This window comes from Bradyrhizobium sp. SPXBL-04 (assembly GCF_051853035.1).
Taxonomy (GTDB): Bacteria; Pseudomonadota; Alphaproteobacteria; order Rhizobiales; family Xanthobacteraceae; genus Bradyrhizobium; species Bradyrhizobium zhanjiangense.
Genome location: NZ_CP182472.1, coordinates 2,696,052 through 2,709,889, shown reverse-complemented (window position 1 = coordinate 2,709,889; position 13,838 = coordinate 2,696,052). Strand labels below are relative to the sequence as shown.

10 protein-coding genes are annotated in these 13,838 nt (G+C 57.1%); 3 read left to right on the top strand and 7 right to left on the bottom strand.

Annotation, left to right across the window (positions count from 1 at the left end; all coding sequences use genetic code 11):
* Positions 1 to 273: 273 nt before the first annotated feature.
* From ACNJX8_RS12655 to rfbC, 7 genes are all read right to left on the bottom strand, one after another.
* A complete protein-coding gene (locus tag ACNJX8_RS12655) occupies positions 274 to 1,326 on the bottom strand; it encodes an NAD-dependent epimerase/dehydratase family protein (protein WP_439360857.1) in 1,053 nt (350 codons plus the stop codon).
* A gap of 181 nt (positions 1,327 to 1,507) precedes the next feature.
* Positions 1,508 to 2,506, bottom strand: coding sequence for an NAD-dependent epimerase/dehydratase family protein (locus tag ACNJX8_RS12650; RefSeq protein ID WP_439360856.1), 999 nt, complete (start codon positions 2,504 to 2,506; stop codon positions 1,508 to 1,510).
* Between the two features lie 19 nt (positions 2,507 to 2,525).
* Positions 2,526 to 3,689 (bottom strand): DegT/DnrJ/EryC1/StrS family aminotransferase, encoded by a 1,164-nt coding sequence (locus ACNJX8_RS12645; RefSeq protein ID WP_439361900.1) that lies wholly within the window; start codon positions 3,687 to 3,689, stop codon positions 2,526 to 2,528.
* Positions 3,690 to 3,943: 254 nt separating this feature from the next.
* Positions 3,944 to 4,819 (bottom strand): glucose-1-phosphate thymidylyltransferase RfbA, encoded by an 876-nt coding sequence (gene rfbA, locus ACNJX8_RS12640; protein ID WP_439360855.1) that lies wholly within the window; start codon positions 4,817 to 4,819, stop codon positions 3,944 to 3,946.
* The gene (gene rfbD / locus ACNJX8_RS12635) at positions 4,728 to 5,714 is read right to left on the bottom strand and encodes a dTDP-4-dehydrorhamnose reductase (protein ID WP_439360854.1); all 987 of its coding nucleotides are present in this window, start codon (positions 5,712 to 5,714) and stop codon (positions 4,728 to 4,730) included. The genes rfbA and rfbD overlap by 92 nt, the downstream gene beginning before the upstream one ends.
* A gap of 8 nt (positions 5,715 to 5,722) precedes the next feature.
* Positions 5,723 to 6,781 carry a dTDP-glucose 4,6-dehydratase gene (gene rfbB / locus ACNJX8_RS12630; RefSeq protein WP_439360853.1) on the bottom strand — a complete coding sequence of 353 codons (1,059 nt, stop codon included), beginning with the start codon at positions 6,779 to 6,781 and terminating at the stop codon, positions 5,723 to 5,725.
* A 14-nt stretch (positions 6,782 to 6,795) separates the two neighbouring features.
* Positions 6,796 to 7,353, bottom strand: coding sequence for a dTDP-4-dehydrorhamnose 3,5-epimerase (gene rfbC / locus ACNJX8_RS12625; RefSeq protein WP_439360852.1), 558 nt, complete (start codon positions 7,351 to 7,353; stop codon positions 6,796 to 6,798).
* A gap of 407 nt (positions 7,354 to 7,760) precedes the next feature.
* Between rfbC and ACNJX8_RS12620 the strand changes: the two genes are divergently transcribed.
* From ACNJX8_RS12620 to ACNJX8_RS12610, 3 genes are all read left to right on the top strand, one after another.
* Positions 7,761 to 10,085: a polysaccharide biosynthesis tyrosine autokinase gene (locus tag ACNJX8_RS12620; protein WP_439360851.1), complete on the top strand. Its 2,325-nt coding sequence runs from the start codon at positions 7,761 to 7,763 to the stop codon at positions 10,083 to 10,085.
* A gap of 117 nt (positions 10,086 to 10,202) precedes the next feature.
* Positions 10,203 to 12,185, top strand: a complete 1,983-nt coding sequence (locus tag ACNJX8_RS12615) for a hypothetical protein (RefSeq protein WP_439360850.1) — start codon at positions 10,203 to 10,205, stop codon at positions 12,183 to 12,185.
* A gap of 172 nt (positions 12,186 to 12,357) precedes the next feature.
* Complete coding sequence (locus ACNJX8_RS12610) at positions 12,358 to 13,824, top strand: exopolysaccharide biosynthesis polyprenyl glycosylphosphotransferase (RefSeq protein WP_439360849.1); 1,467 nt, start codon at positions 12,358 to 12,360, stop codon at positions 13,822 to 13,824.
* Positions 13,825 to 13,838 lie beyond the last annotated feature (14 nt).

Genomic DNA, 13,838 nt, shown 5'->3' with positions numbered 1-13,838 from the left:
CTAGTGAAGCTTGGCTGGCCGCTACGCGAGAGCTTCCGCTATTTGGCGATTTTCAAGCGAATGCGACTTAGCAATGCCTTACCCGCGACATTGTCGGCAAATTGGCCGATGACGCCCTCTGCACGACGATCGCCAAAGCGTCGTGCAGAGCCGAAGCAACGCCCCGAATCTAGCCGGTCAGCGCGGGCCTGCGCCAACCACGGGGCGCAACAGCAGTATACCCGCGCGCTAGCTTCCTGCTCACCCAGCTTTCGTCTACGGTGAGCTGAGCATTCAAGACACCGCTGCGAGCTGCAGTCTCGTGCGGCGCAAGTCGCTACTAAGAATTCTCTCCGCCAGCAGCTTCCGAATATGGCCGATGCGTTGATATTGCGGCCCCTCGAACTCCTCCAAAGTCAACTTTGACGAACGATAGACCCTGTAGAGCTGTTCGGCGCCCATCCGAGCATCCCAGCGCGGCTGGAACCCTGGCAACTTGCGGCGGATCTTTTCGAAGCTCACTCGGTAGGACCGCTCATCTGGACTCGCATCCTCCGCAAACTCCACCGTAGAATTCGGCACCACACTCGCGACGATCTCGGCTAGATCCCGAATTCGATAATTGTGAGCAGTCTGACCGACATTGAATGCCTCATTGAAAACGGATTCGGCAGGCGCCTCCAATGCGGCTATGAAGGCTCGAGAAATATCCTCGATGTGGACGATCGGCCGCCAGGGCGAGCCATCCGATTTCAGGTGAATTCTTCCTGTCGTAAACGCCCATGCAACAAGATTATTCAGGACAATATCGAAGCGCAGTCGCGGTGAGACTCCGTACGCTGTCGCTGGCCTCAGATACACCGGACAAAACCCGTCGCCGGCCAACGCCGAAATATCACGTTCGGAGGCTACCTTGGATTCTCCGTAGGCCGTTACCGGATTGAGCGCGGCGGTCTCATCGATCATTTCCTCGCCGGCTTTTCCATAGTTGCTGCAGGATGAGGCGAACACGAAACGACGTACGCCGGCATATTTCGCAATCTCGGCCATGCGAACGCTTGCGCGATGATTGATCTGGTCAGTCAGTTCAGGCCTCAGATTACCGAGCGGATCGTTGGAGAGCGCGGCTAGATGCAGCACGGCGTCGAAGCCAACGAGATCTGCAACCTCCGCGTCTCTGACGTCCTTCCAAATCGTCGGGACCTCGAGAATGCTACCGCCGGCAGCGTATGTACACCGGGAGTAGATGTCGCTGTCCATTCCAGCCACCTCGTGGCCGGCGCCGACCAGCATTGGCGTCAAGACCGTGCCGATGTAGCCAAGATGACCTGTTACAAGAACTCGCATTGCCATTCTCCATCGCACTCAATTTTATGAATGAAATCCTGCCCGGCTTCGGTGTTTCGGCTTGCGCCCGGTCAAGCGCCGGCCCTCCTATCGGGAAGACCGCCTCGAGCACGCAAAGTGCAGTGCCAGGATGGCTGCGCGCACGGCTTCTTCGCGGGATGTTGTGGCACAGCAAGGGGACTCATGAAACCAGAGCCTGCCGTTGCCGCGCGGTCGCAAGTCCACGTTCGGAGCGCCACCACTTCACAAACTCGGTCAGTCCGAGTTCGAGCGGCACCGTGGCTTGGAAGCCTAGCAGACGTTCCATTTTTCCTGTCGACGCCACGCGGCGCGGTACAGGATTGATCGAGTGCTCGGGCGCGATTTGCGGGAGCACACCGTCATGGCCCATAACGGAAGCCAAGGCCGAAGCGAGCTGCACCAGGCTTGTTTCGATGCCGCTCCCCACGTTGAACACCTCGTCGCTGACCTTTGCCCTCGCCGCAAGGATGGTTGCGCGTGCTGCGTCACGGACATGCACTAAGTCCAAGGTCTGCTGGTCGTGCCCAACTATCACCGGCGGCGTTCCAGCCTCCACCTCCTCCATCCAGCGGATCAACATCTCGGCGTATCGACTGTTCACGTCCATTCGGCTGCCATACACGTCAAAATATCTCAAAGCGATATAGTCGAGACCATGCATATCGTTATAAGCGCGGAGCAGGCCTTCATTGCAGACCTTCGCTGTTCCACCGACGGTACGGTTTCCATACGGGTTCTGATGCTCCGTCGTCGGAAATTCCTCCGCCGCGCCGTACACCGAAGCGGAAGACGCGGCGATGAACTTCTCGACGTCATACCTGACGCAAAGTTCAAGCAGCTCGAAGGTACCGTTCACCATGACCTCCATGGCAAGACGCGGTTCGGCCATGCAATGGGCGCTGCATGGTGCAGCGTGGTGAAAGATAATGTTGGCTCCTTTTACAAGCGCTTCCACCAACTTGGTGTCGCGCAAATCGCCGCGGACCAATCGCACGGGTCCTCGATTAAGCGACTTCCTAAGATTCTCCGGTCGGCCGGTCGTCATATTGTCGAGCGCGACGATCTCGACGCAACCTTCGTCGCACAACAAATCTACGATATGCGAACCGATGAATCCGGCGCCTCCGGTAACGAGAACGCGTTTGCCCTTGAGATCCATCCTGACCGCTCTCCTGGTTCTAGGCTAATCGGCCATATCGAGGCATTTTGTCCTGAAATGCCCAGTTGCTTTGGAATATTCGCGTCTCTCGTGTCGCGACCTTTCTCACTTCGGCGGCAACAATGCCCGGTTGCTCCGGCAGCAGCTCGGGATAAATGGGAAGCGATAGAAACTCACGCGCAAGCCTCTCACTTACAGGCAGATCGCCGACGCGATATCCAAGTTCTAGGTAGCTCGGTTGTAAATGGACCGGAACGGGGTAATGAATGCCAACGCCGATCCCCGCGCGGCCCAGCATGGCAAGAGCCTGATCGCGATGCAGAAGCCTAAGGGCGTAGATATGATAGACATGCCGGCTGTGGCTGGGTGGCCGCGGACGGGTAAGTGCCAAACTGGACAATTCCCGATCGTACTGTGCTGCGATCGATCGACGTGCCTCGGTCCAGGCTTCGATGTGCTCGATCTTTACGTTTAGTACTGCTGCCTGAACTTCGTCTATTCGATCTTCGCATCTTGCGAAAACATGACTGCGGTCCTCCTGCGTTCGATCGAGGAGCAAGGACACGCGTCGCGCAAGTTTCGGCTGATCGGTAACAACTGCTCCGGCCTCGCCATGGGCCCCGAGATTCTTGTCGGGATAGAAGCTGAAGCAGCCAAAATCTCCGATCGAGCCGGCACGCCTGCTCTTGTACACAGCACCATGCGCCTGCGCAGCGTCCTCGATTACAAAGAGACCATGGCGGCGGGCAATCGACATGATTGGATCCATGTCCGCCATGAGCCCATGCAGATGGGCCGGCAGGATCGCCCTCGTCTTGTTCGTAATCGCAGCCTCGATCAGAGCAGGGTTCATCGTCCAGGTAACTGGATCAACGTCCACAAAGACAGGTGTTGCACCGCAGCTGATAATGGCGGCCGTCGCCGCAACGAAATTCATCGAGACCGTGATCACCTCATTGCCCGGCCCCACTCCAGCAGCCAGCAATGCGAGACGGAGCGCTAATGCGCCACTGTTAACGGCGCTGCAGCAAGCGACGTTGCAGTAATCCGCGAAGCGCTTCTCGAAAGCGCGCGCTTCACGTCTCCATGTAGACCGTTCGTCGCGAATGGCACGCGCGATCGCAGCGTCGATGTGCGATCCAACCGTCCGAGTTTGTGCTTTCAAGTCCAAGAAGGGTATCAAATCGGCTACCATGCTCGTCATCGAATAACCCAAACCAATTTAATCTCATTATTCAATTTAAATCAAATCATAAGTGGAAAAAATATAATCGCAATTAACGAGACGCTGACCTGCATGTTTTTTGAGCTGCGCCGCACGAGCCGGATTAAATGGCCCGAAAGCTGACCATTGGAAGTTGTCCTATCGGGTCCATATGGGCAGCGCAAAGTTTGCCGATCCCAATCTGCGGACGGCTCCGACACGATCGATTGGTTTTATCGAAGGAAATGCGAGACTTCGTTCAGATACTTGCCGTAGCCGCTTTTCTCCAAAGGCCTTGCCAGCGTGGCGACTTGATCGCGATCGATGAAACCCTGCCTCAGGGCGATTTCTTCCAGACAGGCAACCTTCATCCCCTGTCGCTTTTCGAGCGTCTGCACGAACATCGCCGCATCGATCAGCGATTCCACCGTGCCTGTATCGAGCCAGGCGAAACCGCGCCCCATCCGCTCAACATGGAGCGCTCTAGCCGAAAGATAGCGCATCTGCAGATCCGTGATCTCGAGTTCGCCGCGCGACGACGGCTCGACGCGTCGTGCGTAGCGTACGACGTTGTTGTCGAAGAAATAGAGACCCGTGATCGCCCAGTTCGAGCTCGGCTGCTTGGGCTTTTCCTCAATTCGTAGCGGACGGTCCGCCTCGTCAAATGTAACGACGCCATACCTCTCCGGATCCCGCACGTGGTAGGCGAAAACGGTAGCACCTTCCTCACGCTCGGCAGCCCTTGCGAGCAAGTCGCTCAGGCCGTCGCCGAAGAAGATGTTATCTCCAAGCACCATCGCAACGCGATCGCTGCCGATGAAGTCGGCGCCAACAATGAACGCATCCGCAAGACCGGCGGGTCGCGGCTGCTCCGCGTAACTGAGTCGAATTCCCCATTGACTGCCGTCCCCTAGCAAGCGCTCGAACTGACACCGATCTGAAGGCGTGGTTATGATGAGAATCTCGCGCACGCCTGCCAGCATCAGCGTCGACAATGGATAGTAGATCATCGGCTTGTCATAGATCGGCAGTAGCTGCTTGCTGACCGCTCTCGTGATTGGATACAGTCGAGTTCCGCTGCCGCCAGCCAGCACAATTCCTTTCAGCATCGATTCCACCTTCCGCGAGTTGGTCGAGACAGGTTTCGAGAGAACAAGGCCATAACGGCAATCGAATGCCTAAGACGCGCTCGGCCTTGGATGAATCGAGGCGCGAATTCCGTGGTCTTCGCGCGGCGGTCCGGTACTGTTCGCTCGTAATCGCCTCAAGCTGCGGCACTCGGATTCCGCGATGAGCGAGCAAGGCGAAAATCGCTTGAGCAAACCCATGCCAAGTCGTCTCACCTTGTCCGGCAAGATGAAAGATGCCGGCCATGGTTCTACGATCGTGGGTTAGCAGCCGTCCCGAGAGCTGAAGGATCGCCGACGCAAGGTCGAGCGCGGATGTTGGATTTCCGAATTGATCCTGAACGACTCTGACGCTCGGTTGCGCTTCACAGAGCCGCAGCATCGTCCGAACAAAGTTGTTGCCATGGGGACTATATAGCCATGAAGTGCGAATTACCGTTGCCAGGGGGTGAGCGGCTAGAACGGCCGTTTCGCCAGCCAGTTTCGACGCGCCGTACACATTCAATGGCGCAGGAACATCGCTTTCCTCGTAAGCATCCAGCTTTGTGCCGTCAAAGACATAGTCGGTTGAGATGTGGATGAACGGTATATTCATTTGCCATGCGAGATCGGCCAACGCGGCCGCTGCATCGCGATTAACGCTGAATGCCCTTGCTATCTCCGATTCTGCTAAGTCCACCGCCGTGTAAGCGGCAGCATTGATGATTAGGGATGGTGCGAGCGGATCGATCGCTCGGCGGAGTTCCCCATGGGCCTCCAGATTGAATTCGCTGCGTCCAAGGGCGATCACGGGCATGCTGTGCAGCGCCGCGAGGTCACGAAGACACGTTGCCAACTGACCGTTGCGACCAGCAATCAAAATAGGCCTTTCCGTCATCTGCAGCCTCAATGTTGTGTAGCGAAGAGACCCAGACGCGAGCCGTCATAGACCCCGCTGCGGGCATGCTCCCACCACGCGCGACTCTTGAGATACCATGCGACGGTTTCGGCCAGCCCCTGCTCGAACGTCCTTGTGGGCTGCCAGCCGAGCTCTCGGTGAGCTTTCGATGCGTCGATCGCGTAGCGGACATCGTGTCCGGGACGATCCGGCACGAAAGTAATCATCGATCGTCTCGTTGCGGGACCGGGATAAAGTCTGTCGACGACGTCGCAGATCTGGGTGACCACGTCGAGGTTGGAACGTTCGCTATCGCCGCCGAAATTGTACTTCTCGCCGGGCTTGCCTTCCAACAGAAGCGCGATCAAACCTGCCGCATGATCTTCAACATGCAGCCAGTCGCGGACGTTTCGGCCGTTGCCATACACCGGCAGCGGCTTGCGTTCGATCGCATTGAGAATCGTCAAAGGGATGAGTTTTTCTGGAAATTGAAACGGCCCATAATTGTTCGAGCAGTTTGACACAATGACCGGTAGGCCATAGGTCTTGAACCACGCAAGCGCGAGATGATCCGAGGCTGCCTTGCTCGCCGAATATGGCGAGCTCGGCCGGTAAGGCGTTTCCTCCCGGAAGTAATCAGCGGGTCCGAGTGAACCGTAAACCTCGTCTGTCGAGACGTGAACGAAACGAAACCGCTTTCGTCGTGGTACCGAGAGACCCTCATAATATTTTCTGGCTGCTTCCAACAACGTGTAGGTGCCCACGATATTCGTGGCAATGAAAGCCGCCGAGCCGGTGATCGAGCGATCGACGTGACTCTCGGCCGCGAGGTGAATGATCGCATCAGGCTGGTAGCTGCTGAACACGAAATCCATGGCCTCGCGGTCGCAGATATCCTGCTGTTCGAACAAATACGACTGCAGCCCCTGGATGGGCGCTAACGAGGTTAAGTTGGCCGCATAAGTCAGCTTATCGACATTGATCACTACGGCGCCCCTCTGCAGCACCAAGCTACGGCACACCGCAGAGCCGATAAATCCCGCTCCCCCAGTCACCAAAACGCGCATCTGACCGCTCTCCGTCACTCGAAAACGGCCGTAAGCTGGTCCAGCTTGGGCAGGGATCTGTCCTTTGGCGACACTTGGGCGTCGGCTGTTGTCACCGGCCACTCGATCGCCAGTGCCGGATCGGCCCAATAGAGCCCTCCGTCATGGCTCGGAGCGTAGACTTGGTCGACCTTGTAGAACACGACGGTCTCAGGTTGCAGCGTGCAGAAACCGTGCGCAAAGCCTTTCGGGACAAGCAGTTGCTCCCCCGTTTGGCTATCCAGCTTGACAGCTACATGCTTTCCGAAGGTCGCCGACGAACGGCGAAGATCGACCACGACATCGAGAATCGCGCCGCTTAGCACTCGTATGAGCTTGGCCTGGGCGAACGGCGGTCGCTGGAAGTGCAAGCCCCGGACTGTCCCGACTTTATCTGAGCTGGATTGATTGTCCTGAACGAAATCGACGAGAATCCCTCGCTCTGCGAACGCCGATCGTCGGAACGTCTCACAGAAGTAACCCCGGGCGTCGGATACTCGATCCGTTTGAATCATCTTAATATCCGGGATCCCTAATGACCGTACTTCCAGCATAGAAACGTCCTCCGGTACGTGGTGCTCGGTCCTGCCAGAAGGCCTCGAGCCGGACTCGCAGCGCCTCGCCATGCCAGCAAAAGCGCGGCCCATTCAAGCGTTCGACCGTCGTTGAATAATGGGCGAGATCCGACAAGCTTTCACCTTCACCATGGGTCCCGCCGAGCTATCCTTTAACCACCAGAATTCACATCTCATTTAATTTCAATCGCCGGCTACCGCCCTGGGACGCCCGCGGCGGTCAAATCGCAAGGAATTGCCTCCCGCAACAATGGTCCAATTAATACTCGAATAACATTTAATTTGGCAATCATATTTTTTTGCGGTATATTCAATTAATAAATCATATACCAACGCTCGCATGCGGGCGGCCAATTCGACATGCTCCCGATCCAGACAGGTACCCGATGCTCCAGAGCAATCTTCTACAGACCGACAGAACGCGCTTGCCTCTGGGTGAGCAGACCCAGTCGAGCCCAATCAACGGCGGGGGAATCGGCGATCTCGTCAAGTTCGCGGTCGGCTTTGTAAGACGTCGATATCTTATGATCGTCGTCAGCGCGGCTCTCGCATTCGCTGCCGCGATGCTCTACCTGCGGTTCGCTCCTCCCACCTATACAGCGCAAGTACAAATCCTACTGTCCAATCCTCGAGCGCAATTCGTTCAGCAACAGTCGCTCGTTCCGGAGCCCGTCGTCGACGCGGCCCAGATCGAAACGCAACTACAGATGATAAGGTCGCGCGGAATTGCAGCGGCGGTCATAACGCAGCTGGAACTCGCCAACGATCCGGACTTTACCGGTTCACGGTGGTCCTTTAGCTCGCTACTGCATCGCATTCGAAACCCCGGCCAGCAGCCGGCGCGCGCTTCGAAGGCTGATACGCCCAACGAAGGCGCGATCGACGCGTTGTTGGATAGGCTCTCCGCGTACAGGATCGGATTTAGCAAGATCATCGAGATCAGCTACAGTTCGAGCAACGCGGAACGCGCGGCGGAGATCGCTAACGCCGTGGCTAATGCGTACATTAACGACCAGATGAATGCGAAATTCGAGGCCACGCGAACGGCTGCCAGTTGGTTGCAGGAACGCCTCCATAACCTCAATGAGCAAGCACTGACGGCCGAACGCGCCGTGAGCGCATATAAGTCTCAGAACAACATCGTCTCGACTGGCGGAAAATCGATTGACGAACAGCCCGTCAACGATCTCAACGCCCGATTGGTAGCCGCCCGAACCCAGACCTCCGATGCACAGGTCAAGTTCAACCGCTTCGAAGCGGCCCTGCGCGCCAATGCAGCTGGCTCATCCTCCATCAGCGCCCCTGACGCGGCGAGCGCCGATGTCCTCCAGAGTTCGATTATCAATACGCTTCGGCAGCAATATCTCGAGTTGTCACGTCGCGAGGCCGATTGGTCAGCTCGGTTCGGCCGCGACCATTTGGCGGTTGTCAACCTGCGGACTCGGATACGTGACATTCGCACATCGATCCTCGAAGAGGTCAAGAGGCTCGCCGAAACCAGCAAAAACGAATTGGAAGCCGCTCAGCAGCGCCAGCAGGAACTCGAGAAACAACTTGCTCGAGCCGTCTCGCAATCGCGCCTGACCAACTCCGCAGAACTAACGATTCGGGAGCTGGAGAGCCGAGCGAAGAGTCTACGCGCCATGCATGAGGCGTTTCTGCAGCACTCCATGGGGGCGACTCAGCAGGAGACATTTCCGATTTCGGAAACACGGGTGATCTTTCCCGCCTCCCCGCCAGAGCGCAAAAGCAAGCCGAAGGCAAAGTTGGTGCTGGGCTTCGGCCTAGCCGCCGGACTCGCACTCGGGATCGGCTTGGCTCTTCTGAGAGATATTGTGGACAGAGTTTTTCGTACCTCTTCACAGATAGAGGCCGCACTGGAGCTACCGTGCTTATCGCTGGTCCCCTTGCTGTCATCTCCGAAAGCGCAGAAGTCGACCGTCCGATCCCAGCAAGTGGATGAAGATCTGCGATCACGCACGATGTCAAACCTGCCGACGCTCCACCGAGCCGTCATCGGCATGCCCCTCTCCCGCTTCACGGAAGCCATCCGTTCGATCAAGCTTGCTATAGACCACACCCCCGCGAAGGCCTCCAACCAGGTGATCGGAATCACGTCGGCTCTGCCAAATGAGGGCAAGACGACAATTGCAGCCTCTCTGGCTCACCTCATCGCACATAGCGGCAAGCGGGCCATTGTAGTCGATTGCGACCTTAGAAACCCCTCACTTTCTGCTGCTATGGCTCCAAATGCCTCTTTCGGCTTACTCGAGGTCGTAAACGGCAAGCGCTCCCTCGAAGAAGCACTCTGGCACGATCCCAGAACCAATCTCGCATTCTTGCCCGCCGTCCGCCGTGGGCCCCTGCTTCACACGAGCGAGATCCTTTCTGCCGAAAACATAAGCAAGCTATTCGATCGTTTGCGGCAGACCTATGACTACGTCATTGTGGACTTCCCTCCGCTCTCGCCTCTGGTGGATGTGCGCGTCACCGCACCGTTGATCGACTGCTACGTTCTCGTTGTCGAATGGGGACGGACGAAAATCGATGTGGTTCAGCATGCCCTGCATACTGCGCCGACCATCTGCGATTCCTTGATCGGCGTGGTCCTTAACAAGACTGATATAAGGGCAATGGCACGGTACGACGCTAACCGAAGTGATTATTACGATGACAGCCACTACGTTAGATATGGCTTGTCAGACTCTTAGGATGATTTTCTCTGACATACGTCGGACCTAACGATGGAGACAGCGCCTTCTGCAACACGCTCTCCGATTTAAGCGGGTCAGAGTCAGAGATGGTGTAAAATGATTGTCCAGTCTACAATGCTCGCTGTGCCTGCGGCCATTGCTGCGGCCGAGAACCTGAGAGCTTCAGGTGTGCTATCGGGCATTCTTGCGGCAGCTATACTGGCCGTCGGACTCTTCTCCACCTCATCGACCCTCGCCTGCTTCGCGAAGCTTCTGCGGCCCCTGTTCATTCTGGCTCTCGCCGCACCCGTGCTTTGGATCGTCTTGCAGTTGATTCCGATCCCGCTCCGCGGCCTCGGAAATCAGATCTGGGCGACAGCGTCGGCAGCCCTAGACCAACCTCTCGCAGAGAGGTTCTCGGTCGATGTACGCGAGACGATACTGGCGCTTTCACATTACAACCTTGTCATCGCTGCGGCCCTCGTCACCGCACTCGTTACTCTGGACAAACATCGGGCGGCGCAGGTCCTCTATGTCCTCGTATCGATCACCGCCGTCAGCGGCATATTTTCGATATGGAGAAACAACAACCTGAGTGGCTCCTGGCCCGCCGAACAAGTTTGGATCGGCTCGACCGCGGCGGCCCTTGGTGTCCTTCTCTCCACTGCAATGGCTATCCGTGCGGTCGATCAGTTGCGGCGACCTAGACGGTCCCCTCGCTCGCCGACCGGACCGCTCGCCATTCTTAGCTGCGCAATTCTATCATTGATCGTCTCCGTTGCAGCGATCGCGCTTTGTAGCGGTTCGACCGCGCTGATTGCCGTTCTGCTTGGAGTGACAACCATCCTCACTGTCGTCGCTATTCGCAAATGGTTCTTTGGCCTGTGGGGCAGTGCCGGCGTTCTCGCGGCCGCCACCATGTTGTTCGTCGCCGCCTTCACTTTCGTTCCGATCAATCGAAATGCCGACCTGACGATTGCCTTGTCGACACAAACTCAGGCCGCAACCGAGCGGATGCTACAGGACACTCACCCGATCGGAACCGGCGCAGGCACGTTTGTTGCGCTTCTGCCGATTTATGGCGACGTAGGCATGCTCGCAATGCGCGAACGGCCGACCGCTGCCGCCGCGGTCGCGGTCGAGATGGGACGTACGTTCCTCTGCGGCCTGTTGATAGTCGCCGTCATCAGCGCCTGCATCTTGTTCGGGCGCGCGCTGTCTCGCAATCACGCTTACTTATACCCGGCGGTCGGCGCAGGCGCTTCCGTATCGTTGACAATACTGGCGTTTGCCGAAAATAGTCTTTTCGATTTATGGGCATCACTGTTGGTGGCGGCAGTTTACGGCCTGGCTTTTGCTCAGAGCCTGTCCGGTACAGCCCGCGACGTGGAGTCCATCGAGTTGCGGCAGCTCACGCAGGAAGCCAGCGACCGAACCAAGGCAGCACGACGAATTCCTTCAACCACCTTCGCTTCCCCATGGCCTCTAACACGCGTTGCTCTGACAGTGATCGGATTGCTGTTAGCTGCGCAAGCAGCTTGGATGGTCTCACAAAGCTGGCCTTTTGGTGATCGCCTCGCAGTTACAGCGGTTGCCGGTTCGAACGAAGCCTGGGCCTCAGCGCTCCAATCCACGCGCGAGAATGCCGCAGCGATCTCAGGATTCACTGCAGCTATGCGCATTAAGTCTGACAAGTCTACGGACCCGCAGAACACCGGGCGGTCCGCGGACTTAAATGCTTTTTCCGCGGTGCTGGAATACTCACCCCTTCGAGGCGACGTTTGGCTCATGCTTGCGGCGCTCTCAAAGCAGCACGCGGCGGCCTATGACACGGCAAGCTTACTTAAGATGTCCTACTATACTGCTCCAAACGCGCTGGATCTTATTCCACTACGGCTTTCCGTCGCTCTCGGCACTGATGCTGCGATCAAGGAGCCTGAGCTTCGAGATCTTATCCGACGCGACCTTAAAGTTGCCATGACCGGCCGGGCCGCACTCCGGCCAGCCATTGCCACCGCATACCAGTCGGCATCAGCAGACGGCAGGGCCTTTGCCGAGAGCTCGATTTCGGAGCTCGATCCAGGTTACGTTCAGAAGTTGCGCTCGCGAGGCCCATAGCCGTTTTTCAGCAGGATGCCCCGATCGCACCCAGATCGGCCCTGACTAATATCGCGACGCGTTTAACGGACCCGATTAAATTTATCGAATCCGCGACGAATTCAGGTTGATTAATATATTTAAATTTATAGTATATTAATTATTAACCGCCTGCGTTCCTTGTTGGTTAGCCATGAATTTTATCAACCGGCATATCGGCGACCATGAGAGCGACCTAACTCTCGTCAGCTCACAATCGTCCATTACTGATGAAGGCAAATGGCCCGTCCGGTACGACTCGGTCGAACTTGTAACGATCTGCGCCGATATAGCGACCATTCTCTTCGCCGGCTTCCTGTCCGCGCTTCTTTCACCCGCCAGCCCGGCACCAGCTGGCCTAGCCCAGACATGCGCCTACGCGGCAGCAGCATCAGTATCTTTTGTCTACATTCTGAAAGGCAGGGGACTGTATCGGCCGACCGAACTCCTCGTACTCCGAAGCCAAGTTCGCGCCATTTGCCTCACGTGGATCTTGTTGCATGTCCTGGTCGCCGCTGTGGAGATGCTCGATGACAATCCACAGTTCTTCCGAGGTACCGGCCTCCTGTTTGCGGCACTCGGCCTGGCATCTTTGATTACGCAACGGTGCGTTGCCAGGATACTACTGATAAGATGCTTCAGTGGCAGGAGGTTCGCTCGGACGAATCTCGTCCTGATCACCGATCAGCCGCCCTCGGCTTATGCTGGCCTGTCGGAGACTCTCGCGGTCCTCGGCTATCGCGTTAAGGGCCGCTTTGGTTTGCCCGCGATGGGCTCGGACCCTGGTTCCAGAAAACGGCTCAGCTCCCGCGTGATCGAACATATTCGTAATTCCGAGGTCGATAAAATCGTGCTGGAGGCCAATCCCGAACGATGGGCCGACCTTCGTGCCTTCATCTCCGACCTGAGGGTGCTACCTTTCCCTATCGTGTTCGTCCCGGTTGGCGCTGCATCCGAACTGCTTCGACATCCGACGAGGAGCTTGGGAAGTACCGCTTGCGTAGAGATCCAGCCCGGCCCCCTCACTGCAATCGAGCGCGCCAGCAAGCGAATAGTTGATATTATCGGTGCGGGACTTGCTTTGACAGTCTTTGCACCATTGCTCGCGATAGCTGCGGTCGCGATCAGACTAGATTCTCCCGGTCCCATCCTCTTCAAGCAACAAAGATGCGGCTTCAATGGCCGAGTATTTTCGATCCGAAAGTTTCGGACGATGCATGTGCTCGAGAATGGACCAGTCGTCGTTCAGGCAACGCCTTTTGACCCGCGCATCACCAGGGTCGGCAGATGGCTACGCCGAACGAGCTTCGACGAGCTGCCGCAGTTGTTGAATGTCCTCGACGGCAGCATGTCTCTGGTAGGCCCACGCCCCCATGCCGTGGCCCACGACGGACAGTTCGACAAGCTCGTCCGGAAATACGCCTTCCGGCGCCGCGTGAGACCCGGATTGACCGGATGGGCTCAAATCCATGGCTGCCGTGGACCAACGCCTACAGCGACCATGGTTGAGAGACGTGTGGAGTATGATCTCTGGTACATCGACAATTGGAGTCTTCGGCTTGATCTCGAGATCCTGCTTCGGACTCCTCTTGAGGTTTTGCGGGGTCGCAATGCCTGTTGAGTTGCATTGCTCTT